Origin of the sequence: Streptococcus infantis, from assembly GCF_000963255.1 — a bacterium.
GTDB classification, from domain to species: Bacteria; Bacillota; Bacilli; order Lactobacillales; family Streptococcaceae; genus Streptococcus; species Streptococcus nidrosiense.
Map to the genome: position 1 here is coordinate 65,299 of NZ_JYOV01000003.1, position 25,570 is coordinate 90,868.

27 protein-coding genes and 2 pseudogenes are annotated in these 25,570 nt (G+C 39.9%); 23 read left to right on the top strand and 6 right to left on the bottom strand.

Annotated elements, in window-relative coordinates; genetic code table 11:
• Window positions 1-22 precede the first annotated feature (22 nt).
• The 10 genes from TZ96_RS01025 to TZ96_RS01070 all read left to right on the top strand — a co-directional run bounded on the left by TZ96_RS01025 (window position 23) and on the right by TZ96_RS01070 (window position 8,542).
• The gene (locus TZ96_RS01025) at window positions 23-700 is read left to right on the top strand and encodes a CPBP family intramembrane glutamic endopeptidase (RefSeq protein ID WP_045762534.1); all 678 of its coding nucleotides are present in this window, start codon (window positions 23-25) and stop codon (window positions 698-700) included.
• Window positions 701-711: 11 nt separating this feature from the next.
• Entirely contained in the window at window positions 712-1,380 is a 669-nt protein-coding gene (locus tag TZ96_RS01030) for a CPBP family intramembrane glutamic endopeptidase (protein WP_045762535.1), read from the top strand.
• Between the two features lie 120 nt (window positions 1,381-1,500).
• A complete protein-coding gene (locus TZ96_RS01035; protein ID WP_045762536.1) occupies window positions 1,501-2,175 on the top strand; it encodes a CPBP family intramembrane glutamic endopeptidase in 675 nt (224 codons plus the stop codon).
• 161 nt (window positions 2,176-2,336) lie between these two features.
• Window positions 2,337-3,032 (top strand): AzlC family ABC transporter permease, encoded by a 696-nt coding sequence (locus tag TZ96_RS01040; protein WP_045762537.1) that lies wholly within the window; start codon window positions 2,337-2,339, stop codon window positions 3,030-3,032.
• The gene (locus tag TZ96_RS01045; protein WP_045762538.1) at window positions 3,022-3,345 is read left to right on the top strand and encodes an AzlD domain-containing protein; all 324 of its coding nucleotides are present in this window, start codon (window positions 3,022-3,024) and stop codon (window positions 3,343-3,345) included. Before TZ96_RS01040 ends, TZ96_RS01045 begins: the two co-directional genes overlap by 11 nt.
• A gap of 102 nt (window positions 3,346-3,447) precedes the next feature.
• On the top strand, window positions 3,448-4,290 hold the full coding sequence (locus TZ96_RS01050; RefSeq protein WP_045762539.1) for an amino acid ABC transporter substrate-binding protein: 843 nt from the start codon (window positions 3,448-3,450) through the stop codon (window positions 4,288-4,290).
• A 153-nt stretch (window positions 4,291-4,443) separates the two neighbouring features.
• On the top strand, window positions 4,444-5,298 hold the full coding sequence (locus tag TZ96_RS01055) for a MetQ/NlpA family ABC transporter substrate-binding protein (protein ID WP_000694516.1): 855 nt from the start codon (window positions 4,444-4,446) through the stop codon (window positions 5,296-5,298).
• A 122-nt stretch (window positions 5,299-5,420) separates the two neighbouring features.
• Complete coding sequence (locus TZ96_RS01060; protein WP_045762540.1) at window positions 5,421-6,794, top strand: M20 family metallopeptidase; 1,374 nt, start codon at window positions 5,421-5,423, stop codon at window positions 6,792-6,794.
• Window positions 6,787-7,848 (top strand): methionine ABC transporter ATP-binding protein, encoded by a 1,062-nt coding sequence (locus TZ96_RS01065; RefSeq protein ID WP_045762541.1) that lies wholly within the window; start codon window positions 6,787-6,789, stop codon window positions 7,846-7,848. The genes TZ96_RS01060 and TZ96_RS01065 overlap by 8 nt, the downstream gene beginning before the upstream one ends.
• 1 nt (window position 7,849) lies before the next feature.
• On the top strand, window positions 7,850-8,542 hold the full coding sequence (locus TZ96_RS01070; protein WP_004250431.1) for a methionine ABC transporter permease: 693 nt from the start codon (window positions 7,850-7,852) through the stop codon (window positions 8,540-8,542).
• Window positions 8,543-8,761: 219 nt separating this feature from the next.
• Here the strand turns inward: TZ96_RS01070 and TZ96_RS01075 are convergent, their stop codons facing one another.
• Window positions 8,762-9,331 carry an MptD family putative ECF transporter S component gene (locus TZ96_RS01075; RefSeq protein ID WP_045762542.1) on the bottom strand — a complete coding sequence of 190 codons (570 nt, stop codon included), beginning with the start codon at window positions 9,329-9,331 and terminating at the stop codon, window positions 8,762-8,764.
• 131 nt (window positions 9,332-9,462) lie between these two features.
• Here TZ96_RS01075 and TZ96_RS01080 point away from each other — a divergent pair, with 131 nt between their 5' ends.
• The 13 genes and pseudogenes from TZ96_RS01080 (at window position 9,463) to TZ96_RS01140 (ending at window position 19,673) form a co-directional block, all read left to right on the top strand.
• Complete coding sequence (locus TZ96_RS01080; RefSeq protein WP_045762543.1) at window positions 9,463-10,314, top strand: Rgg/GadR/MutR family transcriptional regulator; 852 nt, start codon at window positions 9,463-9,465, stop codon at window positions 10,312-10,314.
• A 189-nt stretch (window positions 10,315-10,503) separates the two neighbouring features.
• Window positions 10,504-11,751: a transporter gene (locus TZ96_RS01085; RefSeq protein WP_045762544.1), complete on the top strand. Its 1,248-nt coding sequence runs from the start codon at window positions 10,504-10,506 to the stop codon at window positions 11,749-11,751.
• Between the two features lie 80 nt (window positions 11,752-11,831).
• The gene (gene hisS / locus TZ96_RS01090; protein ID WP_045762545.1) at window positions 11,832-13,121 is read left to right on the top strand and encodes a histidine--tRNA ligase; all 1,290 of its coding nucleotides are present in this window, start codon (window positions 11,832-11,834) and stop codon (window positions 13,119-13,121) included.
• 96 nt (window positions 13,122-13,217) lie between these two features.
• Window positions 13,218-13,686: pseudogene (locus TZ96_RS11075) on the top strand (hypothetical protein).
• Between the two features lie 9 nt (window positions 13,687-13,695).
• Window positions 13,696-13,902, top strand: coding sequence for a helix-turn-helix transcriptional regulator (locus tag TZ96_RS01100; protein WP_001176235.1), 207 nt, complete (start codon window positions 13,696-13,698; stop codon window positions 13,900-13,902).
• Complete coding sequence (locus TZ96_RS10885; RefSeq protein WP_045762547.1) at window positions 13,902-14,105, top strand: hypothetical protein; 204 nt, start codon at window positions 13,902-13,904, stop codon at window positions 14,103-14,105. The genes TZ96_RS01100 and TZ96_RS10885 overlap by 1 nt, the downstream gene beginning before the upstream one ends.
• Entirely contained in the window at window positions 14,102-14,452 is a 351-nt protein-coding gene (locus tag TZ96_RS01110) for a PspC domain-containing protein (protein ID WP_045762548.1), read from the top strand. Before TZ96_RS10885 ends, TZ96_RS01110 begins: the two co-directional genes overlap by 4 nt.
• 7 nt (window positions 14,453-14,459) lie before the next feature.
• Window positions 14,460-15,188 (top strand): annotated as a pseudogene (locus TZ96_RS01115) (DUF3169 family protein).
• 55 nt (window positions 15,189-15,243) lie between these two features.
• On the top strand, window positions 15,244-15,957 hold the full coding sequence (locus TZ96_RS01120; protein ID WP_241768460.1) for a DUF3169 family protein: 714 nt from the start codon (window positions 15,244-15,246) through the stop codon (window positions 15,955-15,957).
• Between the two features lie 9 nt (window positions 15,958-15,966).
• Window positions 15,967-16,608 carry a CPBP family intramembrane glutamic endopeptidase gene (locus TZ96_RS01125; protein WP_045762550.1) on the top strand — a complete coding sequence of 214 codons (642 nt, stop codon included), beginning with the start codon at window positions 15,967-15,969 and terminating at the stop codon, window positions 16,606-16,608.
• A gap of 18 nt (window positions 16,609-16,626) precedes the next feature.
• Window positions 16,627-16,842 (top strand): hypothetical protein, encoded by a 216-nt coding sequence (locus tag TZ96_RS01130; protein WP_045762551.1) that lies wholly within the window; start codon window positions 16,627-16,629, stop codon window positions 16,840-16,842.
• Window positions 16,843-16,990: 148 nt separating this feature from the next.
• On the top strand, window positions 16,991-18,754 hold the full coding sequence (aspS, locus tag TZ96_RS01135; protein WP_045762552.1) for an aspartate--tRNA ligase: 1,764 nt from the start codon (window positions 16,991-16,993) through the stop codon (window positions 18,752-18,754).
• Window positions 18,732-19,673 (top strand): YitT family protein, encoded by a 942-nt coding sequence (locus TZ96_RS01140; protein ID WP_045762553.1) that lies wholly within the window; start codon window positions 18,732-18,734, stop codon window positions 19,671-19,673. Before aspS ends, TZ96_RS01140 begins: the two co-directional genes overlap by 23 nt.
• 62 nt (window positions 19,674-19,735) lie before the next feature.
• On the opposite strand, the gene TZ96_RS01145 is transcribed toward TZ96_RS01140, so the two are convergent.
• The 5 genes from TZ96_RS01145 to TZ96_RS01165 all read right to left on the bottom strand — a co-directional run bounded on the left by TZ96_RS01145 (window position 19,736) and on the right by TZ96_RS01165 (window position 25,257).
• Window positions 19,736-20,722, bottom strand: a complete 987-nt coding sequence (locus TZ96_RS01145) for a LacI family DNA-binding transcriptional regulator (RefSeq protein WP_045762554.1) — start codon at window positions 20,720-20,722, stop codon at window positions 19,736-19,738.
• Window positions 20,723-20,731: 9 nt separating this feature from the next.
• Window positions 20,732-21,532, bottom strand: a complete 801-nt coding sequence (locus tag TZ96_RS01150; protein ID WP_045762555.1) for a DUF1189 domain-containing protein — start codon at window positions 21,530-21,532, stop codon at window positions 20,732-20,734.
• A gap of 206 nt (window positions 21,533-21,738) precedes the next feature.
• Window positions 21,739-22,581 carry a sugar ABC transporter permease gene (locus tag TZ96_RS01155; RefSeq protein WP_004236955.1) on the bottom strand — a complete coding sequence of 281 codons (843 nt, stop codon included), beginning with the start codon at window positions 22,579-22,581 and terminating at the stop codon, window positions 21,739-21,741.
• Window position 22,582: 1 nt separating this feature from the next.
• The gene (locus TZ96_RS01160) at window positions 22,583-23,875 is read right to left on the bottom strand and encodes a sugar ABC transporter permease (protein ID WP_045762556.1); all 1,293 of its coding nucleotides are present in this window, start codon (window positions 23,873-23,875) and stop codon (window positions 22,583-22,585) included.
• A 110-nt stretch (window positions 23,876-23,985) separates the two neighbouring features.
• Window positions 23,986-25,257, bottom strand: coding sequence for an extracellular solute-binding protein (locus TZ96_RS01165; RefSeq protein WP_045762557.1), 1,272 nt, complete (start codon window positions 25,255-25,257; stop codon window positions 23,986-23,988).
• Between the last annotated feature and the right edge of the window lie 313 nt (window positions 25,258-25,570).

Genomic DNA, 25,570 nt, shown 5'->3' on the forward strand with positions numbered 1-25,570 from the left:
GGATACTATAGGAGTTGATTCAATGAAGAAAATGAAAGAAATGAAATTTCACCTAGCAACTGGCTTGTTGCTTTTGACCTATTACCTCATTTTTAATGTCATACCAGATTTAGATTTTACTGTAGCTTTGTCTGATGAGATCTACTATGTGTTCCAGGTTTTATTGGTACTTATCCTGGGAACTGTATCTACAATTATTTTTGTCAAAAGTGAATATTGGAAAGAGTGTGGTCGCTTCCGGTTTCGTTGGTCTTACCTGGGTGTTTTCTTTCTTTCTTTTTTCTTATTATTTGTGTGGGCAAATCTAGCAACACGTATCTTTCCTCGTACGCAAAATGGAAGTACGGTAGTGGAAGTAGCCACCAGTTTGACAGGAATTAGCTATTTTATTACGCGTGTACTTTACGGTAGTCTTATCGCACCTATAGCAGAAGAAATCGTGTGTCGTGGTTTTTTGATGACAAGCTTGTCTAAATTTAAAAACTACTATATTGATGTTCTTGTTTCTGCTGCCATATTTGGCGCTATGCATGTTTTACAGCATGGTTGGATAACGACAGATTTCATACTCTACTTTGTAATGGGCTTGATATTTTGCATGATGTTTCGCTGTACACGCTCTATTTATTGGGCCATAGCTTTACATGCTTCATGGAATACCTTCTTGCTCATTGTCAGTTTATTGGTGTTTGGATTTTAGAAGGGTGATATATGAAAAAGATAATCTCACGCTACTACTTGTTTGTAGCTATTCTACTTATCATTGCGGACCAGTTCTTCATCCGTCTGGTTTTACACAGCGACTTGGCTGCTGGTCTATCTGATTTTGGCTATTATTTTTCGGATATGATGTTGAATTTTCTTGTGGTTTTGCTTGCTCTTGTTGCCATGATTTGGTCAGGAAAATGGCAACAAATCAATAGCAGAAAATTTAAAGTGTCCTATCTTTTCTATTTCTTTTTAGCTCTTCTATCTTTTTTTGTTTGGAATTTCGTTACCTTTTTTATTTTCCCGTCCACCCAAAATGAAATTTCTTATCAACTGGATCTTCCTACTTTTACAGGTCCTACTGCATTTTTGATGTATTTTTTCTATCCAGTGATTGCAGGTCCCATTTTTGAAGAGATGATCTATCGTGGATTGGTGATGACAGCTCTGGAAAAAGGGAAGAAGTGGGGACTGGATGTGCTTGGTTCGGCTGCTTTATTTGGAATCTTGCATATCAGTAGTCATGGTTGGGTCTTGACAGACTTTTTCGTATATATGGGTGGTGGTCTAATAATGGCAGTCTTTTTTAGAGTGACAAAGTCTATTTATTGGCCTATTGGATTGCATATAGTTAATAATGCCATTGCTCAAATTCTGCCCTTGTTGTTTTAGAGGTTTTTAAGAATCATAAATAAAGGGAAAAGTCCTAATTGCGGTGCTTTTGATTGGATAAAAGGGATTTGGGTACGTTTAGCTGGAAGATGGTGTAACTAAAACTTTAAAGGATCAACGATGAAAAGGAAAGAAACGAAATTTTACTTGACGACTGTTTTGATAATAGCCACCTATTACTTGATTTTTAATTTTGTAGCAAGGTTAGAATTTGTTAACCAATTATCAGATTTTGGATTTTATGGCTTACAAATTTTATTGATAGTTCTTGAGGGGATTGCTGCTACAGTGGTTCTTGTAAAGAGTCAAGGTTGGAAAGAATGCGGTCGTTTCCAGTTCCGTTGGGCTTATCTGGGTGTCTTCTTTCTTTTCTTTATACTGATGTTTGTGTGGGTAAATATAACGACTCTGATTTTTCCTAGCACGCAAAATGGGAGCGAAATGATGAAAGAAGCAGCTAATTTGACAGGAATTAGTTACTTTATAATGCGCATTCTCTATGGCAGTCTCACTGCTCCTATCGTTGAAGAGTTGGTTTTTCGTGGGCTTCTGATGACAGCACTATCCAAATTTAAAAAGCACTATATAGATGTCGTCGTCTCCTCCACACTCTTTAGTCTTATCCATGTTTTACAGTATGGCTGGGTGTTAACAGATTTCATCGTTTATGCGGGAGCAGGTCTGATACTTTCTATGCTATTTCGTTATACTCGTTCAGTTTATTGGCCAATGGCTCTTCATATCTTGTGGAATACATTTTTAATCGTTGTTAGTTTATTGGTATTTGGGTATTAAATCTAAAATAGTTTATAAGTTGCATCATGAGACTGGCCTCCCAGTCTTTTTCTGTTCTTGTCAATCAGCAGACTTTTTTCTATTTTACGAATATGTTATAATAATGTTTGCTGTGACTGTTTGGAAAGTAGTTACTGAAGGAATGATTAGTGAGGAAGTCTATGAAAGAAAAAGGATTTTGGGAGGGTGTGCAGGCTGCGGTGCCGACGGCTCTGGGCTATGTTAGCATCGGTCTTGCCTGTGGCATTATCGGTTCGCCCTATGTGACGCCAGTAGAAATGGGTTTGATGAGTCTTTTTGTTTATGCTGGGAGCGCTCAGTTTGCCATGATAGCCTTGATTGCAGTTCAAGCTCCAGTAGCTGCTATTGCGATGACGGTCTTTTTGATTAATCTGCGTCTCTTCTTGCTGAGTTTGCATGCGTCGACCTATTTTCGTCATACCAGTCTTTGGCACAATATCGGCATGTCCAGTCTTTTGACCGATGAGACCTATGGCGTTTTGATGGGCGAGTTGGCTCATACGGATAAGGTTAACCCCATGTGGATGCACGGGAACAACCTTAACAGCTATGTAGCTTGGTTTTTCGGAACTGTTGTCGGAACTGCTCTAGGTGGACTTCTACCAAATCCAGAAATTTTTGGCTTAGATTTTGCCCTAGTGGGGATGTTTATTGGGATTTTTACTTCCCAGTTTCAGATTATGCAAAAACGGATTCCTTTGCGCAATCTCTTCATAATTTTAGCAGTTGTAGCTGTATCTTTCTTTTTGCTCTTGACGGTGGTGTCTCAGTCATTAGCTGTCTTGTTTGCGACCTTGCTAGGTTGTACCATGGGGGTGGTCTTGGATGGTCAGTAAGTATATTTTATTAGCAATTGTCTTTTCTGGCTTGGTGACTTGGATTCCAAGAATGATTCCTTTTATCCTAGCCAAGTACAAGGGTTTGCCGCCTATCGTAGAGCGCTTTTTGAAATTTCTACCAGTTTCTATTATCTTTGCCTTGATTCTTTCAAGTGTGGTGACAGGAAAAGTTGGAAGCCTTCCGCAGATAAAGTGGTTAGACTTTTTAGCAGTCTTTCCAACGGCTTTTGTAGCCTTTCGTTACCGCAATCTGGTAGGGACTGTTCTCTTTGGGGTGGTCTTGATAGCAGTCCTACGTTTGGTCTTTTAATCAGCCATAAAGAAAACCTATCACAAATATAGAAATCATATAATAGCGTAATTCCTTTTTTTCTGTTAAGATAAGATTGTATTCTATTTTGGAGGAAATATCATGAAAAAAATCGTTAAGTATTCATCACTTGCTGCCCTAGGGCTTGTAGCCGCAGGTGTATTGGCAGCTTGCTCAGGTGGTGAAAAGAAAGATGCTGCATCTGGAGAAGCAACATCTGGTAAAAAAGAAATCGTTGTAGCAACTAACGCGTCACCAAAACCATTTAACTATGAAGAAAACGGTGAGTTGACTGGTTTTGAGATTGAGGTTGTTCGCGCTATCTTTAAAGACTCTGACAAGTATGATGTCAAGTTTGAAAAGACAGAATGGTCAGGAATCTTTGCAGGCCTTGACGCAGATCGTTACCAAATGGCGGTTAACAACATCAGCTACACTAAAGAACGTGCAGAAAAATATCTTTACGCAGCACCAACTGCTAAAAACCCTAACGTTCTCGTAGTTAAGAAAGATGATAACAGCATCAAATCGCTTGATGATATCGGTGGAAAATCTACTGAAGTCGTTCAAGGAACAACATCAGCTAAACAATTGGAAGAATATAACAAACAACACGCAGATAACCCAACTGTCCTTAACTATACAAAAGCTGACTTCCAACAAATCATGGGACGTTTGAGCGATGGACAGTTTGACTACAAGATTTTTGATAAAATCGGTGTAGAAACAGTTATCAAAAACCAAGGTTTGGATAACTTGAAAGTCATCGAACTTCCAAGTGACCAGCAACCTTACGTTTACCCACTTCTTGCAAAAGGTCAAGATGAATTGAAATCATTTGTTGACAAACGCATCCAGGAACTATACAAAGACGGAACTCTTGAAAAATTATCTCAACAGTTCTTTGGTGGTTCTTACCTCCCAGCAGAAGCTGACATCAAATAAGCTTGTAAATCATCCATTCTCTCGTAGGTGGATGATTTTGTAACTTTTAGGCATATAGTTTCAAACTATATGTCTGCCTATCTAATAACAATTTGCGAAATCAAATAAAGTGTGAGATACTATTACAGTATTATTTTTAAAGGAGAACGAATCATGAAAATTAAAAAATGGTTAGGCGTAGCAGCTATCGCTACAGTAGCAGGCCTTGCACTTGCAGCTTGCGGAAATTCAGACAAGAAAGCAGACAACACAACTACAGTTAAAATCGCAACTGTTAACCGTAGTGGTTCAGAAGAAGCACGTTGGGATAAAGTCCAAGAATTGGTTGAAAAAGACGGAATTAAATTGGAATTCACAGAGTTTACAGACTACTCACAACCAAACAAAGCAACTGCTGATGGTGAAGTAGACTTGAACGCTTTCCAACACTACAACTTCTTGAACAACTGGAACAAAGAAAACGGTAAAGACCTTGTAGCGATTGCAGATACTTATATCTCACCAATCCGCCTTTACTCAGGTAAAAACGGGGAAGAAAACAAGTACACTAAAGTGGAAGAAATCCCAAACAACGGTGAAATTGCTATTCCAAACGATGCTACTAACGAAAGCCGTGCCCTTTACCTTCTTCAATCAGCAGGTTTGATTAAATTGGATGTTTCAGGAACTGAACTTGCTACCATCGCAAACATCAAAGAAAATCCAAAGAACTTGAAAATCACTGAGTTGGACGCTAGCCAAACAGCTCGTTCATTGACTTCAGTTGATGCAGCAGTTGTAAACAACACTTTTGTTACAGAAGCAAAATTGGACTACAAGAAAGCACTCTTTAAAGAGCAAGCTGACGAAAACTCAAAACAATGGTACAACATCATCGTTGCGAAAAAAGATTGGGAATCATCACCTAAAGCTGATGCAATCAAGAAAATTATCGCAGCTTACCACACTGATGAAGTGAAAAAAGTCATCGAAGAAACTTCAGACGGCTTGGATCAACCAGTTTGGTAATAAACACAGGGAGGTGGGAGAGATTTTTTCCACCTCTTGCTTTTATATAGAGACTAAAGAAAAGGAACATCCACTTGTATTGATTCCAAAGGTACAAGTCCTAGTAGAAAGGTAGAGAGAAAATGGTTTTCACTAGCCAAGAAGAACAAATTGAAAAGTTTGAAAAGGATCATGTAGCGCAACATTACTTTGAAGTTTTGCGGACCTTGATTTCTAAAAAATCAGTCTTTGCCCAACAAGTCGGCCTTAAAGAGGTGGCTCGTTATCTAGGCGAGATCTTCAAGCGTGTAGGTGCAGAAGTTGAGATTGATGAGAGTTATACGGCACCCTTTGTCATGGCGCATTTTAAAAGTTTACGCCCAAATGCCAAGACTATCATTTTCTACAACCACTATGACACCGTACCTGCGGATGGCGACCAAGTCTGGACAGAGGATCCATTTACGCTTTCTGTGCGTGATGGCATTATGTATGGACGCGGGGTTGATGATGACAAGGGACATATCACTGCCCGCTTGAGTGCTCTTAGAAAATACATGCAGCATCATGATGATCTACCAGTCAATATCAGTTTCATCATGGAAGGAGCTGAAGAGTCTGCCTCTATGGACTTGGACAAATATTTAGAAAAACATGCGGACAAGCTTCGTGGTGCAGATTTATTGGTCTGGGAACAAGGGACCAAAAATGCCTTGGAACAGCTAGAAATCTCTGGTGGGAACAAAGGAATTGTAACCTTTGATGCTAAGGTCAAGAGTGCCGATGTGGATATCCACTCTAGCTATGGCGGCATTGTAGAGTCAGCGCCTTGGTATCTCATTCAAGCCTTGATCAGTTTGCGAGCTGCAGATGGACGTATTTTAGTTGAGGGCTTGTACGATGAGGTCCAAGAGCCTAACGAACGTGAGTTAGCCTTGGTTGAAACCTATGCTCAACGCAATCCAGAGGAAATCAGCCAGATTTATGGCTTGGAATTGCCACTTTTACAAGAGGAACGTACAGCCTTTCTCAAACGTTTCTTCTTTGAGCCAGCCCTCAATATCGAGGGTATCCAGTCAGGTTATCAAGGGCAAGGTGTTAAAACGATTCTACCAGCAGAGGCTAGTGCCAAGCTAGAAGTTCGTTTGGTTCCTGGCTTGGACCCGCATGATGTTTTGGATAAAATCCGGAAACAACTAGACAAAAACGGCTTTGATAAGGTAGAATTATACTATACCTTGGGTGAGATGAGTTATCGAAGCGATATGAGTGCACTAGCCATTCTCAATGTTATTGAGTTGGCCAAGAAATTCTATCCACAGGGCGTATCTGTCTTGCCAACAACTGCAGGGACAGGACCTATGCATACGGTCTTTGATGCCTTAGAAGTACCTATGGTTGCCTTTGGTCTAGGAAATGCTAATAGCCGAGACCATGGTGGAGATGAAAATGTGCGAATCGCAGATTATTACACCCATATTGAATTAGTAGAGGAGCTGATTAGAAGCTATGAGTAGAGATATTATCAAGTTAGATCAGATCGATGTGACTTTTCACCAAAAGAAAAGAACCATCACAGCGGTCAAGGATGTGACTATTCACATCCAAGAAGGGGATATCTACGGAATCGTTGGATATTCTGGAGCAGGGAAATCAACCCTAGTTCGTGTTATTAACCTCTTACAAAAACCATCTGCAGGTAAGATTACTATTGATAATGATGTGATTTTTGATGGCAAGGTTACCTTAACTGCTGAGCAATTACGCCATAAACGTCAAGATATTGGGATGATTTTCCAACACTTCAACCTCATGAGCCAGAAAACAGCAGAGGAAAACGTAGCCTTTGCCCTCAAACACTCTGGCCTCAGCAAGGAAGAAAAGAAGGCTAAAGTAGCTAAGTTGTTGGACTTAGTTGGTCTTGCAGACCGTGCCGAAAACTATCCTTCACAACTATCTGGAGGTCAAAAACAACGTGTGGCTATTGCGCGTGCCTTGGCCAATGATCCAAAAATCTTGATTTCAGACGAGTCAACTTCAGCTCTTGATCCAAAGACAACGAAACAAATCTTATCACTCTTGCAAGAACTAAACCGTAAACTAGGTTTGACCATTGTCTTGATTACACACGAGATGCAGATTGTCAAAGACATTGCTAACCGTGTTGCTGTTATGCAGGATGGTCGCTTGATTGAAGAGGGCAGCGTTCTTGAAATCTTCTCAGATCCTAAGCAGCCATTGACTCAGGACTTTATCTCAACTGCGACAGGTATTGATGAAGCAATGGTCAAGATTGAAAAACAAGAAATCGTAGAGCACTTATCTGAAAACAGCATTTTGGTACAACTCAAGTATGCAGGCGCTTCTACAGATGAACCACTTCTGAATGAATTGTACAAACATTACCAAGTAACAGCCAATATTCTCTATGGAAACATTGAAATTTTGGATGGTACTCCTGTGGGTGAACTTGTGGTTGTCTTGTCAGGGGAAAAAGAAGCCTTGGCAAGTGCTCAAGATGCTATCCGTCAGGCTGGTGTGCAACTAAAAGTATTGAAGGGAGGACAGTAAGATGGCAGAATTGATTAAAGCATACTTACCAAACGTCTATAAGATGGGTTGGTCTGGTCAGGCTGGCTGGGGAACGGCAATCTACTTGACCCTTTATATGACGGTTCTTTCCTTCATCATCGGAGGTTTCCTAGGGCTGGTTGCAGGGCTTTTCCTTGTCTTGACAGCTCCAGGTGGTGTCTTGGAAAATAAAGTTGTTTTCTGGATTTTGGACAAGATTACCTCTATCTTCCGTGCGGTGCCATTTATCATTCTCTTGGCTGTCTTGTCACCCTTCTCTCATCTAATCGTAGGGACAAGTATCGGACCAAATGCGGCTATTGTACCTCTATCTTTTGCAGTCTTTGCCTTCTTTGCTCGTCAGGTGCAAGTAGTCTTGGCAGAGCTAGATGGCGGTGTCATCGAGGCAGCTCAAGCTAGCGGAGCTACTTTCTGGGACATCGTAGGTGTTTACCTATCAGAAGGTCTACCAGACTTGATCCGTGTGACAACTGTGACCTTGATCTCACTAGTCGGTGAAACAGCTATGGCGGGAGCGGTCGGAGCAGGTGGTATCGGTAACGTAGCTATCGCCTATGGATTTAACCGTTTCAATCATGATGTGACAGTCCTTGCGACTCTCATCATTATCCTGATTATCTTTACAATTCAGTTCTTGGGCGACTTCTTGACCAAGAAATTAAGTCATAAATAAAAAAGAGCCAAGTGGCTCTTAGATTGAAGAAAAAGTCCGTTGTGGACAATTTTCTTCAATCTTTTTCTTTTACTAGAGAAAATAAAAAACTCTTAAAAATAGCATGTATCAGCATTTCTAAGAGTTTTCATTATATGGTAGCCAAACCTTTATAGGGGCAATTTTTTTAATTGCTGATAGAGTTTGTCTGTGTTCTGAGAGATGGCTGGCTTTTTTCTATCACATTTTATCTGCAAACTTCTTACTGAGCGCTTGTCCAATAAGGGCACTAAGTAGAGCACCGATGAGGACGCTTGCTACAAAGAGGAGGATGGTAGCAGGGTTAGGTGCGACCATGATGTGATCGATGTAGTCCTGAGATTTTCCGCGAGCTACGAGGGTTGCTATGTAAGCTTGAGGTGTCAACCACATGAGTAGGATGGGACCAGTAGTACCAAAAGCAAAAACTAGGAAGGAAAGAAGGTTCTTGACCTTATCTTTGTAGTGGCCAAGATGAGCAATGCCATCTGCCACAAGTCCACAGATGATTCCTGGCAGGAAGGCTCCAGCTCCATGCTTGCTCCCGAGGAAAAATAGAGAAATTACAAGTCCAATCGTAGTAATTGCTCCAAAACGAGGCACTTTTTCTAAAAGGATCATATAGACGCTACCGCCCACAAGAGCAGAAAAGGCAGGGGCGTAAAACATATTTCCAGTGTGGTCGACAAGGTTTCCTAGTAGAACACCCACTCCGATACAGAGAAAGTAGACAAGGGCAGCTACAAGGGTCGTCAAGATATTCTTTTTCATAAATTCTCCTTCATATATCTGATGTTATTCATTGTATCATGCCTGTGGCAGATTGTAAATGCTGGTTTGGAACTAGTATTTATTAGGAAATGTGGTAAAATAGGAAAAAATAAAAGACGAGTGGTAAGAGGATGAAGAATTTAGGAAAAGTTTTTAAAGAGCTACGAGAATCAAGAAAAATTTCCTTGAGAAAAGCAACAGGTGGACGCTTTTCAGCATCCTTATTGTCGCGTTTTGAAAATGGTCAGAGTGAAATATCTGCTCCAAAGTTAATCACAGCTTTGGAGAATATTCATGCGAGTATGGAAGAATTGTTATTTTTGGCGAGAGGTTTTCATCAGGATGCCTATTCTGAATTTAGAAACAGAATAGTTGAGGCTATTGACCCTCAAGATTTGACCTCCTTGCGCACTCTTTACCAGAGAGAATATCAACAACTTCCTTTTTCAAAAGATAGACAGCAACACATTCTCAATGCGATTTTGATAAAATCTTATATGAAAGCTATTGATGAGACGGTTACATTGACCGCTGAAGAAGAAAGAGTCCTACATGATTATTTATTTTCTGTCGAAATTTGGGGACACTATGAATTGTTGTTCTTTTCTTCCTGCTCTCCTCTTTTATCGGTCCAGCTTTTTACAAAGTACACTCGAGAAATGTTGCGGAAGTCAGATTTCTTGCAAGGAGTTGGGAAAAATCGAAATATGATGCATACCTTGCTCCTCAATGGTTTTATGGCCTGTATTAAAATTGATGATTTTACCAATGCCATCTATTTTAAAAAACAAATTGAAAAGAACTTCTTTGAAGAAAATGAAACCTATTTTCGAATAGTCTACCTATGGGCAGAAGGTTTGCTTGATAGTAAGCAAGGAAGAGCAGAGGAAGGGCAGAGAAAGATGGAGGACGCTATTCGTATTTTCGAGATGATTGGTTGTAGCAGATCTGCTGACTATTATAGAAGCGCCATGAAGTGTTGAATATCTGCAACTAGATAAAATAACTTGAAACGATAGGACTGTGAAGATACTTATTAGCAGTAGACAAATTCTATCGTTTTCGTTATCAGTTTAGTCTGTTGCATATATTCAAAAACATCTTCTCATAAGATTCTTGATGCTATACTAGAGCTACCATAAAAGTAGAATGTGAGAAAGAAAGGAATCTATATGAAACTATTACTAAGAAATCAAGCTTACAGAGTTTTGAGTTTATCACGATTTTTCAATGCTTTTGGAGCTTCCATTTTTAATTTAGTGTTTGTGGTCTATGCCTCGACTTTGCCAGAGGCTTCTGTTGCCGTTGCAATGGCGAATGTTGTGATGATGCTTCCAACTCTTTTTACAGTTTTTGTGGGAATTCGGGCAGATTATACCAAGGACAAGGTCAAATGGATGACCTATGTCGGTTTATTTCAGGCGGTTTTATTTTTTCTAGCAGCCCTAGTTGTTCAGCAAGCTAGTTTCTTTGCCTTTTCGACCCTTTGTCTCATCAATGTCATTAGTGATGTAGCTAGTGATTTTGCGGGTGGCTTGCGAATGCCTCTCGTTAAAGAAAAGGTCGCGGAGCAAGATTTGATGGAGGCTTACTCATTTTCCCAGTTTATCACCTATATTTCTGCTATTGGCGGCCAAGCTTTTGGAGTTTGGCTATTAGGGGTGTCAACACAGAACTTTTCGCTTGTAGCGGGAATCAATGCCATATTTTTCCTAATGTCAGCTCTCATTCTCTTTTTAGGAAGGGCTGAATTAAGCTTATCAACTCCATTTGCTGATAGTAAATCACTGAAAAATGAGAAGCTTTCTATCAAAGATCAGTTTTTAACGATTTACCGAAACCTACGTCTCGTTTTTCTTAAAAGTGGACAGAAAAACTTTGGTTTTATGCTCTTTGCTATCTTGCTTATCAATGCTTTGGGTGGTGCCTTAGGTGGTATCTATAACATCTTCCTTTTAAATCATTCCTTACTGAATTTTTCCTACAAGGATGCATTGTTTATCTTACAATTGATTACCTTATTAGCAGTTATCATCAGTAGTCTTACGGGAAATGATTATTTTGGGAAGCAATCTCTACCTAGGTTGATGATGTGGGTCACATTAGGAGCCAGTCTAGTTGGTCTATCTAATTTGTTAAACCAAGTTTTGCTCGGGATGCTTTTCGTCTTTTTTACCATGTATATCTCTGGTAAAATTTCCCCTAAAATTAGTTCCATGTTGCTGAAAAATCTTGCTCCAGAGGTTCTCTCTCGCACTAGTAATTTTTTAGGTTTGTTGTTTACTCTATCCATACCAGTGGGGACGGCCTGTTTTTCACTGGTGGCGGTATGGGATATACAGTTGACTTGGATACTTTTCGTAGGTCTTTCTCTGATAGCTATTCTTCTGACAAGTCTCAATCTCAAAAATGAAATTTAGGTGTTCGTCTTCTTTTCAGACTGTCCCAATCCCTTCATTTATGGTAAAATAGGACTATTAAGTTATAAAGAGGATTCCCTATGAAATTACAAAAGCCAAAAGGAACGCAGGATATTTTACCTGCTGAGTCTGCCAAATGGCAGTACGTTGAAGGATTTGTGCGTGAAATCTTCAAACGCTACAACTATGCAGAAGTACGCACGCCTATTTTTGAGCATTACGAAGTCATCAGTCGTTCGGTTGGAGACACAACTGATATCGTAACCAAGGAAATGTATGACTTTTACGACAAGGGCGATCGCCATATCACCCTACGTCCAGAAGGAACTGCACCTGTTGTTCGTTCCTATGTAGAAAACAAACTCTTCGCACCAGAAGTCCAAAAACCAAGCAAGTTCTACTACATGGGTCCAATGTTCCGCTATGAGCGTCCACAAGCAGGTCGCTTGCGTCAATTCCACCAGATTGGTGTGGAGTGCTTTGGATCTAGCAATCCAGCGACAGATGTGGAAACCATCGCCATGGCAGCCCACTTTTTGAAAGCAATCGGGATTCAAGGGGTGAAACTGCATCTTAATACTCTTGGAAATCCTGAGAGTCGTGCGGCCTATCGTCAAGCCTTGATTGACTACTTGACACCGCTTAAGGAGACCTTGTCTAAGGATAGTCAACGTCGTTTGGAAGAAAATCCTCTCCGTGTCTTGGACTCTAAGGAAAAGGAAGACAAGGTGGCGGTAGAGAATGCGCCGTCTATCTTGGATTACCTGGATGAAGAAAGCCAAGCTCATTTTGATGCCGTCCGTCAGATGCTGGAAAATCTTGGAGTAGATTACATCATCGATACCAATATGGTTCGTGGTTTGGACTACTACAACCACACGATTTTTGAATTCATCACTGAGATTGAGGGCAATGCCTTGACAGTCTGTGCAGGTGGTCGCTACGATGGCTTGGTTGCCTACTTTGGTGGTCCTGAGACTGCTGGATTTGGTTTTGGACTTGGTGTAGAGCGTCTGCTTCTCATCCTTGAAAAGCAAGGTGTGTCTCTCCCTATCGAAAACGCCCTAGATGTCTATATCGCTGTTCTCGGTGAAGGAGCAAATCTTAAAGCCTTGGAGTTGGTACAAGCTCTTCGCCTACAAGGTTTCAAAGCAGAGCGTGATTACCTCAACCGTAAACTCAAAGCGCAATTCAAGTCAGCTGATGTTTTTGCTGCTAAGACTCTTATCACTCTTGGAGAGAGCGAAGTCGAAAGCGGACAAGTGACAGTCAAGAACAACCAAACTCGAGAAGAAGTTCAAGTTTCACTTGAAACAATCAGCCAAAACTTCTCAGAAATCTTTGCAAAATTAGGATTTTATACTCAATGAAAATCAAAGAGCAAACTAGGAAGCTAGCCGCAGACTGTACTTGAGTACGACAAGGTAAAGCTGACGTGGTTTGAATTTGATTTTCGAAGAGTATTAATCACAGATAAACTGGTCAGGATCTTACTCCTGACCTTTTTCTTTTGCAAAATGACAAAAATCCTAAACTTTTTGACAAATATACTTGTCAAAAATAAAAAGATGTGTTACAATGAAATCAAGTTAAAGAAAAGTATAGCAGAAAGGAACGATTATGTGGGCATTGGGATTTGTACCTCTTGTGATTATGTTTTGTATCTACCATTCTCAAAAGGTCAAGAAACTAGGGAATAAAATCAAAAAGTTTGAGCGAAAAGAGAAAGGAAATACAGAAATGTCAAGATTATTAAAAGAAATGATTGGGAGAACGCCGGTCATCGTTGGACAATTATTTGGAACAGATAACTGGGAAGTTGTGGATGTTGATGAGGAATGGATCAAGCTACGACGTGTAGATAAAAAGGGAAAAGAAAAATTCAAACTACAACGTATTGAGGATATTCAAACGATTCAATTTGACGGAGAGTAGGTGTGTAACATGCAACTAAAAAATCGTCTAAAAGAGCTTCGGGCTCGCGATGGCCTGAATCAAACTGAACTGGCCAAGCTAGCAGGCGTATCCAGGCAAACCATCAGTCTATTGGAGCGGGATGAGTACACGCCCTCCATCGTCATTGCTCTGAAGATTGCTCAGATCTTTAATGAGCCAGTCGAGTCAGTTTTTCGCTTAGAGGAGGATGAGTGATGAACAAGTATAAAGTGATTTATTATCTATGTATCGTTGTGTTTATCGTGAATCTTTTGGCTATGATTGGAACCCTATTTGGTTGGTTTACTGTCGTTGAAAGTAAATATCTCTTCTGGATAAATTTAGTTCTACTATTAGTCTTTAGATGGGTAGAGAGAAAGATAAAGTTTAAAGAGATCGTAAAAGGAGAAAAATTATGAAAGAATTTTTAGCAGGTTTTCAAGTCGATACTGAAGACAAAGCACTTGCAGGTGTCTGTGCAGGTTTAGGAAACTATTTTAACATCCAAACCAATATCGTTCGTTTGGTGACGATCTTCTTGTTTCTTTCTTCGACGGAGATTGGGATTATAATAGTGGCTCTCTATGCTTATCTAGCAGGTTGGCTAGGTAAAGAGTCATTGGGAGATAGAGCGAAAAAAGCAAGAAACCAAGCTATTCTCTTATTTGTTGTTTGTTTGCTTTTGGTGTCGCTTGGAGCAGAAGGTTTGACAGCTATTTTTGAATCAGGTAAAGCCTTTGGTCAGTGGTTGGCTGGTTTAGTTTAGAGGGAGTATGAATATGAAAAAGAAACGAGTGCTATATTTCTTATTATTGTTTATATCAGTATTTATTACAGGTATGTTTATGGGACGTGCTTTGGCAATGGGAGTCAGTTTCAATCTAACAGATTTGATTCCTTGGTTTTCTGGCTCTAGTTTATTATTGGCATTGATTAGTATCCTTTTGGCTTTCAATTTCCTAAAGAAAAGTAGGTAATTTCACTCCTTGTATCAAGAGGAAATGGATGATAATCTGAATGAAACCTATTATGTGCAAATGTATCGAAATCTTGAGTTTGGAACAATTGCTTCTAACATAGTTTCAGTTACGACTTTGTTAGCATTTTTTATATCGGCGACTGAAGTGCTTATACTTGGTAATAGTTATCTAACTTTAGCACTCTCTTTTCTAGGGTTGATGTTGCTATTTGTTGTTCAAAAACATCTTTTGAAGACAATTTCTATTGTTCGTCAGTTTGATTTGGCATTTTTCTCCATGCCAAAGGATGTGTTAGATTATGTCAATTCTTACGATGAAGGAGAGCGACAAGCTAATTTGGAACAGAGTTTTCGGATTTTATTTCAATTAAACCAATATATTTTACAAGGTTTGTATATTTTTATTACTATCGTTTCTGTGCTTACAAGAGAAATTCAGTTATTAGCTCTTTTAGCCGTAGCGGTAGTCCATATTTATATCAATGTAATGCAAATACCTATGGTGAAACGTTATTTCAAATAGGAACAATCACTGAAACTACTAAAAGTTATTAGTTGGTTTAGATAGGGGCCAGAAAATGAATAATAATCGTAGATGGTGGAGAGTGGGAGTGTGTATGTTAAGTGCTTTTGTAGGAGTCTTTGCTTACACTCTTAGAGGTATAGTTGAACAGATTCAAATGTCACAAGTCTTACCTACTATTTATGGACTTACTCTCGTTATTGGAGGACTTTCCTTCATCTTAGCCATGTATTATCTTGGTAAGAGTCGAGAAGTTTATACTCTTTATCAAAGGGGGACAGAGGAAGAAGATAGTGATCAGACTTATGTAAGAGCCTATCGTTACTTGGATTATGGTTCGGTTTCTTCCAATGTTTTGATGATAGCAATGATGACCAGTGGGATTATACTGATTTCTCCGATATTTAAGAATACCTTGCTAATTCTTCCAGCTCTTATTCTATTATGCTTATACATTATTGTTGCCAATTACTTGTTGCGAACTATTTTTATCGTTCGACACTATAAACTGTCTGCTTATTACACTCCAAAAGATATTTTAGATTATCTTAACAGTTATGATGAGGGAGAAAAGCAGGCAGAGATGGAGAGTGCCTTTTTAACTCTGTTTAGGCTGGATCAAATTTTACTGCCATCACTCTATTTTTTATTGATAGTATTATCAGTTGTTTTACGAGAAATACAAGTGGTTGCCTTAGTTCTTTTAGTTGTCATCCATATCTATATCAATGTTGCACATTTACGAAAAACAAAACGTTATTTTAAATAGGAGAATCTTATGAAAACACTTAAAAATATTGGCTGGTATAGTCTTACTTTCTTATCATTTATTATGGTCTATAGTTTTATTCAGGGCGTAGGCTTAGAAGCCATGAAAATGGGTGCACCTGAATATGTTGCTGTCCCAATTTATGTCTTATTAGCAGGAATTTTCACCTTCGTTACCTACAAGTGGTATAAGACAGGAACCGTTACGATTGAAAAAACAGGCCTTAACAAATACATCTGGTTGCCTGCCTTGGTATGGGCCCTTGTCATTGTTGCCCAATTCTTTTTGCCAAATGATCCATCAGTCAATCAACAGACTGCAGAACAATTGACTCATAGTCAACCTCTCTTCTCGTTCTTTATGATAGTGGTCTTTGCGCCACTTACAGAAGAGTTAACCTTTAGAGGTATGTTGGCCCGCTATGTCTTCCCTCAACAGGATAATGTCAAGCAGACAGCTCTCTTCCTACTTGTAACAAGCATCATCTTTGCTCTTGTTCATTTCCCTGGAACTCCACAACAATTCCTAGTGTATGGTTCCCTCGGTTTGAGCTTGGGGTTGGCTTATATCAGCAAGGGTGGACTGGCTTACAGCATTGCTTTACATGCTTTAAATAATTTAATCGGATTTTTAATGATTCTCATGCTATAATAGACTCAGGAGGAAGTCATGAAACGAGTACTATTATTAGCAGTGATTCAGGCAGTTGTTCTCTTCTTTATTATTGGAGCACTTGCCTATGCTTTTAAAGGGGATTTCTTTTATAATTATTTAGCAGTTATCTTTGCACCAATCGCAGGTATTATGCGATTTGCGACAGCCTATGCAACGGAGATTGTTCTTCCGAAAAAGGCTGCAGAGATTGCTGAAAAGCGTAAAAAATAAAGAAATTCCAAGTAAAATAAGATCCAGCGAATGACTTTGCTGGATTTTTTCATTTATAGCAGGATTCTTCTCAACTTTTCTGATGATTTTCATGAAGAGCCTGCGCTTTTATGGTAAAATAGTAACAGAATAAAAGAGGAGAGAAAACATGAAACGTAGTATGTATGCTGGTCGTGTTCGTGAGGAACACATCGGACAAGAAATTACCTTGAAAGGCTGGGTTGCACGTCGTCGTGACCTTGGTGGTTTGATCTTTATCGATCTTCGCGACCGTGAAGGAATCATGCAGTTGGTTATCAACCCAGAAAAAGTATCTGCAGAGGTGATGGCAACAGCTGAAAGCCTTCGTAGTGAATTTGTCATCGAGGTGACTGGTCAAGTTGCTGCACGTGAGCAGGCCAATGATAAGTTGGCGACTGGTGCAGTTGAATTGAATGTAACAGCTCTTTCTGTACTTAACACAGCCAAAACAACACCATTTGAAATCAAGGATGGCATTGAAGCAAATGATGATACGCGTCTACGTTACCGTTACCTTGACCTTCGTCGTCCAGAGATGTTGGAAAACCTTAAACTTCGTGCCAAAGTAACTCATTCTATCCGCAACTACTTGGATGAGTTGGAATTTATCGATGTGGAAACGCCATTCCTTTCTAAGTCAACACCAGAAGGGGCGCGTGACTACTTGGTGCCATCTCGTGTCAATAAAGGGCATTTTTACGCACTTCCTCAAAGTCCGCAGATTACAAAACAGTTGTTGATGAATGCGGGATTTGACCGTTACTACCAAATCGTCAAATGTTTCCGCGATGAAGACTTGCGTGGAGACCGTCAGCCCGAGTTCACTCAGGTCGACTTGGAAACTTCATTCCTTACTGAGCAAGAAATCCAAGACATCACAGAAGGCTTGATTGCGCGCGTGATGAAGGAAACAAAAGGCATCGAAGTAACACTGCCATTCCCTCGAATGAAGTATGATGATGCTATGGCTCTTTATGGTTCTGATAAGCCTGATACTCGTTTTGAAATGTTGCTTCAAGACTTGACAGATCTTGTCAAGGGTGTAGATTTCAAAGTCTTCTCAGAAGCTCCTACCGTTAAAGCCATTGTAGTTAAAGGGGCTGCAGACAACTACTCTCGTAAAGACATCGACAAGATGACAGAAGTAGCTAAACAGTATGGTGCTAAGGGTCTTGCTTGGGTTAAAGTTGTTGATGGGGAATTGAACGGACCAGTTGCTAAATTCTTGACTGGCATTCAAGCAGACTTGACAGCAGCACTTGGTCTTGAAGATAAAGACTTGGTTCTCTTTGTGGCTGATACGCTTGAAGTTGCAAATGCAACACTTGGGGCCCTTCGTGGACGTATTGCCAAAGAGCTTGGCTTGATTGATAACGACAAATTTAACTTCCTCTGGGTAGTTGACTGGCCGATGTTTGAATGGTCTGAAGAAGAAGGACGTTATATGAGCGCCCACCATCCATTTACTCTTCCTCAAGCAGAAACTGCTCATGAGCTCGAGGGTGAATTGGCTAAGGTTCGTGCTATTGCCTACGATATCGTCTTGAACGGTTATGAACTTGGAGGTGGTAGCCTTCGTATCAACCAAAAAGAACTTCAAGAACGTATGTTCAAAGCTCTTGGTTTCTCAGCCGAAGAAGCAAATGACCAGTTTGGTTTCCTTTTGGAAGCTATGGACTATGGCTTCCCACCACACGGTGGTTTGGCTATCGGTCTTGACCGTTTTGTCATGTTGCTCGCTGGAGAAGAAAATATTCGCGAAGTCATTGCCTTTCCTAAGAACAATAAGGCAACTGACCCAATGACGCAAGCACCATCAACAGTAGCTCTTAAACAACTAGAGGAACTTAATCTACAAGTAGAACAAGATGAAACAAACGAAACTAACTAAAAAGTGGAATCATTATCTTCGCCGCTTTGCTTATCGAGTAAAGATTTTGCGTGTTTTACAAAGTATTTCTCGAGAAAAATACGATGAAAAAATCTCAGCTTCTCTGGTATATGGTTTTCTATCAGCAGTAGCCGTCAATTTCTTTTTCCAACCAGGGCACGTTTATTCAAGTGGTGCGACAGGATTGGCCCAGATTATATCTGCTCTAAGTAACCACTGGTTTGGGTTTCATTTCCCAATCTCAGTAGCATTTTATGCCATCAATATTCCTCTCATGATTTTGGCTTGGTATCAAATTGGACATAAGTTCACGATTTTTACCTTTATCACGGTATCCATGAGCTCGCTCTTTATCCAGTTTGTGCCGGTGGTGGTCTTAACAGAGGATCCAATCATCAATGCCCTTTTTGGTGGTGTTGTCATGGGACTGGGAATCGGATTTGCGCTACGCCATAACATTTCCAGCGGTGGAACAGATATTGTCAGCCTAACCATTCGTAAGAAGACAGGTCGTAACGTTGGAAGCATCTCCTTCTTGGTGAACGGGACAATCATGCTGATTGCAGGTTTGACCTTTGGCTGGAAATATGCCCTTTATTCCATGATTACTATCTTTGTCTCAAGTCGTGTGACAGATGCAGTTTTCACCAAACAAAAACGCATGCAGGCCATGATTGTTACTAGCAATCCAGATGCCGTCATTGAGAAAATCCATCATAAATTGCACCGTGGAGCGACTATGATCCATGATGCTGAAGGAACTTATAACCACGAACGTAAGGCTGTTTTGATTACGGTTATCACTCGTGCAGAGTTCAATGATTTTAAACTGATCATGAAGCAAGTTGATCCAACAGCCTTTGTTTCTGTTTCAGAAAATGTTCATATCCTAGGCCGATTTGTCGAAGTCGAAAACTAATCAATTATAAAAATAGATTACAAAAAACCAACTCTAAGCAAAAATGTTAGAGCTGGTTTTTCTTATTTTTCAATGATTTCATGCGCAATGACTTGACGATAGCAGATTTGACGATTTTCTTTGACATCATTGATGATTTGAAGAATAGTCTCAAACGAAGTGCGGCCGAGAGCCAGACTATTAATATTGACATATGCTGCTAGGTTTAATTTTGGATTTACAGAGTCAAAGCTAAGAACAGGGACATTCAGCTGATGTTCGTTGAGGTAGTTACAAACACCTTCAGCTAAGAGGCTATCTGTTGTGATAACAGCATCGGTTTTTGGATCGTATTCAAAAAGTTGTTTGCTAAATTTATATCCCTTTTCTTCAAGAAATTCATCAGCGAAAAAGGTACGATGACTATCAAGAGATAGTTTGTGTTCTTGGAGGGCTTGATCGTAACCTGTTAGACGATCTTGCGTAACGTAGAGTTTCTTGGTACCACCGATGAAAGCAATGCGGCTGCATCCTTTTTTGATGAAGTATTCTGTCGCATCAAAACCAGCTTGAATATTATCATTGTCAACAAGCGAAATGAAGGGTGATAGTGATTTCCCAAGGATGAGGAAGGGAAATTGTTCTTCAGTAACGAGTTTAACCAAGGGGTCATTTTCTTGGGCATACAAGAAGATAAGACCGTCTACACGCTTTCCATAAACCATCTGTGAAATTGCATTTAAGCGCTCTTTTTCGTCTTTTCCAGTTGCAATCTGGATAGCATAGTGATTTTCTGAAGCAACTTGTGCAATCCCTCTAAGGACAGAAGGGAAGAAAGGATTTTGATAGAAAAGGTCTGAATCATCTGGAAGAACCAAGCCGATAACCTGGGTATAACTACTAACCAGGCTTCGGGCATTGAGGTTAGGATGGTAGTTGAGTTCCTTCATAGCCTTTCGAACTCGTTTTTTGGTTTCATCGCTAATGGTTGATTTGTTTTGAATAACACGGGTTACGGTTGAGGGTGAGACCCCTGCAGCCTTGGCCACGTCTTTAATCGTAACAGGCATAATAATCTCCTACTTATGGTAGTCTGGATCACGGAAATGTGTTTTGTAAAAGATAGTGACCAGATATAGAACAAATAAAATATTTTGAACAGTAATTAAAGTTGCCATATTTTGGCCTAGGAGACCTAGAATCATAGCAAGTAAGGTTGGTAATCCTAAACAGTTCAAAATGAAATGATAGCACTCTTTGTAGCTTTTAAATGAAAAGAGACGTGATTTTTTCGTAAAGTAGAGCAAGAGGCTGGCACCTAAAGCAACAATGAAAAAATTGAGTCCAAAGAGGAAGCTAGAACCTAGCACAAGAAAGAGACTAATATAGACGCGATTCTGTTGATACCAGTCTTTAGAAATGGCTTGTGTTAAGCTTTCCTTGCTTTGGAAGCTCTCAGTCGTTATCGCGTGATAGCGAATGCTGGTCAATTCTTTTCCTTGCTTGCTGATGATGAGTTTCTCAGGTTCAAAGTTCAGAAGTAATTCCTCAGGGAAGTTTGAACTAGAAGTGTCTCCGATTTGGATAGAAGCTTGATGAGGGGTTGAACCAGTGTAGCTCAACTTACCATCTATAATCTTTGCATTGGCAGCCAAATCCTGAACCACACTATCCGTCAAAGGAGTGTAGACATCATCGATGAAAGTTTCTAAAGGATAAGTTTCCTGAGAACTGTTCTGGATGGCAATAGGTACCATAGACAAGCTAATCAAGAAAAAACTGGTAAAAATCAGTTGAAACCAGTTGAGACCAAAACGTTGAGATAGGGGCTTACGGAATCCCCAGATACTATTAAAATAAGAAAATGGATATGGCAACATAATTCTCTTTCTAAGGCATTTTTCTATATGAGTATTATATAGAGAAATGTGTTTAATTTCAAGTGGGGGAGGTACAATGCTGGTTGAAAGTAGGCTTTTGCTTTAAATTGTTCACAAACAAGAAGCCTTACCTTAAACTTTTATTTCTCACCAGATTATCTAAGTAAGGACAAGTTCCAAAATGAAAAAAGGGTGGCGAGGGTATATTACCCCTTGTCGCCACCACTTGTAAGTCCTGAAACAAAGTTCTTTTGTAGGAAGAAGAAGAGAATACAGATTGGAAGGGCGATGAGGATAGCACCTGCTGAGAAGTAGGCAATCTTCATGTTTTTCACATTGCTAACGAAGGTTTGGAGACCTACGGCAACAGTAAAGTATTCTTTCTCACGAAGCAAGAAACTAGAGAGGATGTAGTCCCCAAAAGGTCCCATGAAGGCCCAGAGAGCTTGTACGGCAACCATTGGGCGAACAAGTGGAAGAACAATTTGCCAGAAGCGGCGGAAGTGTCCTGCACCGTCTAGTTTTGCAGATTCGTCTAAAGACATTGGCACTGTATCGAAGTAGCCTTTCATGAGCCAAGCATTCATCGGGATACCACCACCAACGTAGAGGAAGATGAGGAACCAGCTGTGGTTAAGGGCGTTCAACATAAGTGCCATAACGAAGAAGGCTGTCAAAGCGGCCATGGTTGGCACCATTTGGATAATCAAGAAGAAAACCAAACTTTGTTTACGAGCCAAGAAGTTATAACGGCTGTAAGCATAGCCAGCAAGTACGATAATACTTGTTTGAACAGCCATGGTAATCAAGGCGATAATCAAAGTGTTGAGGTACCAAGTACCGTACAAGGTTTCAGTGAAGAGGCCTTTAAAGTTATCAAAATTGAGGTCGATGTTAGTATCTAGTTTAAAGGCTGAGACGTTACCTGCTTTAAAGGCTGACATGATGGTAATCAACAGTGGGTAGATAATCACGATTGAAAGGCCAATCAAGTAAAGGTAAGTAAGGGTTTGAGTCAGTCTACGTTTGAGTTTAATTGAGTTATTCATCTTAGACGTCCTCCATATCAAATGCGTGTAGTTTCTTGAATGCGATCATAGAGATTGAGATGACAATGATAGAGATAATCAAGGTAACAGCTGCCGCCATTGAGTATTGAGGAGATGTACCTGTTGTCAAACGGTAGATCCATGAGATTAAGATATCGGTTGAACCAGCTCCCCCTCCGACACTACCAGGTCCTCCACCATTGAAGAGGTACATGATAGAGAAGTTGTTAAAGTTGAAGGTGTATTGGCTAATCAAAGTAGGTGCTGCAACAGCCAAGATCATTGGGAAAGTGATGTTGCGGAATTTTTGCCAAGCATTGGCACCGTCAATATAAGCTGCTTCATAAAGGTCGTTAGGAATAGATTGCAAGATACCCAAGGTCAAAACGTAGATGTATGGGAATCCGAGCCAACCTTGCATCATAATCAAGGCAATCTTAGTCCAAGTTGGGTCTGTTTTCCAAGGGATAAGAGCCCCATCAAGGAAAGGAAGGAATTTAGCCAAGATTGGTAATACTTGAGTGTTGATGGCTCCGACACTATCGTTAAACATGTTTGAAAATGTCAAGATAGTGATGAAGGCTGGGACAGCCCAAGGAAGAAGGAAAATAACACCAAAGATACGTTTTCCTTTGATAAATGGTTGGTTAGCAATGATAGCTGTGAAGATACCAATTACGATTTGTAAAGTAGAAGCTGACAAAGCCCAGATAATAGTCCAAGAAAGAACAGAACCGAAGGCTGAACGGAAGGTACTCAAGCTCCAGATATTTGTGAAGTTAGTCAAACCAACCCAATCCAATAATTTGTTTGGTGGTAAGTGTTGGAAGTCGTAGTTGGTAAAGGCGATCATCAAGGTTACAATAACCGGGAAGATGATTGCAAATGTCATAGCAATGTAAGAAGGAATAATCAAGAGGTAAGGGAAGCCATTTTCATAGATTCCTTTGATCATTTCTTTAAAGGTAAGTGCTACTGGAATACCATTATTAATGTGTTTGGCCGTTGTATGTGCATCTTTGATATTTGAGAAATAAAAGAGTACATAAACAACTACAAAGATTAAATGGAAAGCACCACGAATCAGCATAAAGAGGGAATTATCACGACCTGGTTTGTCACCAAGAGTGATGAGATTGCTCAATTCAGGGGCTGCAAGTGCTAGGAAATAAAGGACAAATACGATGGTTACACCAAGGAAGATAAAACCTTTGGCTTTTTGTTTATTGTAAATCTGTCCTAACCCAGGAATGATAGACAGCAGGGCTGCTTTACTAGGTTGTTGCTTTTCCATAATAACTCCTTTCATAGGATACTGCTTTTTTATAAGAAAGCTAAATTATTTGTGTCTCTATTGATAAATTCAAAGGGGGATTTGATTTCCACCCCCCTTGAACAAATTTTTTATTCACCAAATTTTTGTTTGATTGTTTCTTTGATCAATGTTACAGCATCGTTTGCAGCTGTCTTAGCATCTTTCTTACCACTTACAGCTTCAAATAGCATTGTTTTAGCTGGGTCCCAAACAGCTGACATTTGAGAGATGTTTGGCATTGGTTGAGCGTTCTTGAACTGTTTGATAACAGCTGTTGTCAACTCATCGTTTTTACCTTCAGCGTATGAACGAGCCTCAGTGTTAGCTGGGATTTCGTTAGTTGTATCGTAGAAGGCTTTTTGTTCTTCAGTTGAAACAAGGAAGTCTACAAATTTTTGAGCAGCTTCAAGGTTCTTAGTGCTTGATGGGATGATCCAAGCTTTACCACCACCGAATGCTGCGTAGTCTTTTCCGTTTGGAAGAGTTGGGATAGTAGCAACACCGTAGTTTACTTTAGCATCTTTGAAGGCTTGAGCTTTCCAAGGTCCATCGATGATAGCGGCTGTTTTACCTTCTTGGAATTGAGTTTGAATTAGGTTTCCAGCTCCTTCAGTATCTTGCATACCTTTAGGCCATTTTTCGTACCAAGATTTAGCGTAGTTGATACCTGTGATAGCTCCATCGTTTGCAAGACCGATGTCTTTAGCGTCTTTACCGTTTTGGCCGAATACGTAGGCACCATTACCAGCAAGAAGTCCATATGCGTAGTAGAAGTTAGTCCAGTCAGCTAGGAAGGCAGTAGTTTTTCCGTCTTCACCAGCGAAGGCATATTTGCTATCTTTAGCAAGTTCTTCCAAGTCAGCAAATGTTTTAGGAGCTTCTTTCACTAAGTCTTTGTTATAGTACATAACAAGTGACTCGATAACGGCAGGAGCACCGTAAACTTTACCGTCAGCAGCTGTTACAAGAGATTTAGTTTTATCATCTGTTTTAGCGCCGTCGCTCAATTTAACTTCTGAAAGTTGGCCGTCAGTACCAAGGCTACCTACACGGTCGTATGGTGCCATCATAACGTCAGCAGCTTTACCAGATTGGTTATCTAGAGAAAGGTTGTCAAGACCACCCATTTGGTCTCCAGTTTTGATAGTCACTTTTACGCCAGCTTCTTTTTCATAAGCTTTTGCAGCTGTTTCAGCGAAAGCTTTGTATTGGTCCTCAACGTAAAGAGTGATTTCTTTCGCTTCAGATGAACCAGAATCAGCCGCTTTATCAGCAGTTTTGCTTCCGCAAGCGACCAAAAGCAAGCTAGCAAGAGTAGCAGTACCAAGTACAGCAGCGCTCTTCATGAATTTAGTTGACATAGTGTATTCCTCCTAAAGAATAACAAATTTTATAGTCTAGGAAACGCAAACGTTTTCCCTTATGACCCTAGTATAGCACAAACAGAAAACGGTTGCAAGTCTTTTTTTAGAAAAAAATTTAAAAAGCTTGTGACTAGCTAATTCCTAAAATTGTTTGTATAATAGAAGAGAAAGATGTAATCGTGTAAATTTCGATTCAAAAATAATTGAAGGGAAACGATTGCATGATTAGGATGATGATTAAAAGGGTATTAAAAATAAGAATATAGTAACTTGAAAGTTTGTCAAAAAAGATTAAACAATAAAAAGTTTT

Bases quoted from the DNA above. Each gene is read 5' to 3' on its own strand.
- TZ96_RS01025 (WP_045762534.1), top strand. From the start codon at position 23: ATGAAGAAAATGAAAGAAATGAAATTTCACCTAGCAACTGGCTTGTTG.
- TZ96_RS01030 (WP_045762535.1), top strand. From the start codon at position 712: ATGAAAAAGATAATCTCACGCTACTACTTGTTTGTAGCTATTCTACTT.
- TZ96_RS01035 (WP_045762536.1), top strand. From the start codon at position 1,501: ATGAAAAGGAAAGAAACGAAATTTTACTTGACGACTGTTTTGATAATA.
- TZ96_RS01040 (WP_045762537.1), top strand. From the start codon at position 2,337: ATGAAAGAAAAAGGATTTTGGGAGGGTGTGCAGGCTGCGGTGCCGACG.
- TZ96_RS01045 (WP_045762538.1), top strand. From the start codon at position 3,022: ATGGTCAGTAAGTATATTTTATTAGCAATTGTCTTTTCTGGCTTGGTG.
- TZ96_RS01050 (WP_045762539.1), top strand. From the start codon at position 3,448: ATGAAAAAAATCGTTAAGTATTCATCACTTGCTGCCCTAGGGCTTGTA.
- TZ96_RS01055 (WP_000694516.1), top strand. From the start codon at position 4,444: ATGAAAATTAAAAAATGGTTAGGCGTAGCAGCTATCGCTACAGTAGCA.
- TZ96_RS01060 (WP_045762540.1), top strand. From the start codon at position 5,421: ATGGTTTTCACTAGCCAAGAAGAACAAATTGAAAAGTTTGAAAAGGAT.
- TZ96_RS01065 (WP_045762541.1), top strand. From the start codon at position 6,787: ATGAGTAGAGATATTATCAAGTTAGATCAGATCGATGTGACTTTTCAC.
- TZ96_RS01070 (WP_004250431.1), top strand. From the start codon at position 7,850: ATGGCAGAATTGATTAAAGCATACTTACCAAACGTCTATAAGATGGGT.
- TZ96_RS01075 (WP_045762542.1), bottom strand. From the start codon at position 9,331: ATGAAAAAGAATATCTTGACGACCCTTGTAGCTGCCCTTGTCTACTTT.
- TZ96_RS01080 (WP_045762543.1), top strand. From the start codon at position 9,463: ATGAAGAATTTAGGAAAAGTTTTTAAAGAGCTACGAGAATCAAGAAAA.
- TZ96_RS01085 (WP_045762544.1), top strand. From the start codon at position 10,504: ATGAAACTATTACTAAGAAATCAAGCTTACAGAGTTTTGAGTTTATCA.
- hisS (WP_045762545.1), top strand. From the start codon at position 11,832: ATGAAATTACAAAAGCCAAAAGGAACGCAGGATATTTTACCTGCTGAG.
- TZ96_RS01100 (WP_001176235.1), top strand. From the start codon at position 13,696: ATGCAACTAAAAAATCGTCTAAAAGAGCTTCGGGCTCGCGATGGCCTG.
- TZ96_RS10885 (WP_045762547.1), top strand. From the start codon at position 13,902: ATGAACAAGTATAAAGTGATTTATTATCTATGTATCGTTGTGTTTATC.
- TZ96_RS01110 (WP_045762548.1), top strand. From the start codon at position 14,102: ATGAAAGAATTTTTAGCAGGTTTTCAAGTCGATACTGAAGACAAAGCA.
- TZ96_RS01120 (WP_241768460.1), top strand. From the start codon at position 15,244: ATGAATAATAATCGTAGATGGTGGAGAGTGGGAGTGTGTATGTTAAGT.
- TZ96_RS01125 (WP_045762550.1), top strand. From the start codon at position 15,967: ATGAAAACACTTAAAAATATTGGCTGGTATAGTCTTACTTTCTTATCA.
- TZ96_RS01130 (WP_045762551.1), top strand. From the start codon at position 16,627: ATGAAACGAGTACTATTATTAGCAGTGATTCAGGCAGTTGTTCTCTTC.
- aspS (WP_045762552.1), top strand. From the start codon at position 16,991: ATGAAACGTAGTATGTATGCTGGTCGTGTTCGTGAGGAACACATCGGA.
- TZ96_RS01140 (WP_045762553.1), top strand. From the start codon at position 18,732: ATGAAACAAACGAAACTAACTAAAAAGTGGAATCATTATCTTCGCCGC.
- TZ96_RS01145 (WP_045762554.1), bottom strand. From the start codon at position 20,722: ATGCCTGTTACGATTAAAGACGTGGCCAAGGCTGCAGGGGTCTCACCC.
- TZ96_RS01150 (WP_045762555.1), bottom strand. From the start codon at position 21,532: ATGTTGCCATATCCATTTTCTTATTTTAATAGTATCTGGGGATTCCGT.
- TZ96_RS01155 (WP_004236955.1), bottom strand. From the start codon at position 22,581: ATGAATAACTCAATTAAACTCAAACGTAGACTGACTCAAACCCTTACT.
- TZ96_RS01160 (WP_045762556.1), bottom strand. From the start codon at position 23,875: ATGGAAAAGCAACAACCTAGTAAAGCAGCCCTGCTGTCTATCATTCCT.
- TZ96_RS01165 (WP_045762557.1), bottom strand. From the start codon at position 25,257: ATGTCAACTAAATTCATGAAGAGCGCTGCTGTACTTGGTACTGCTACT.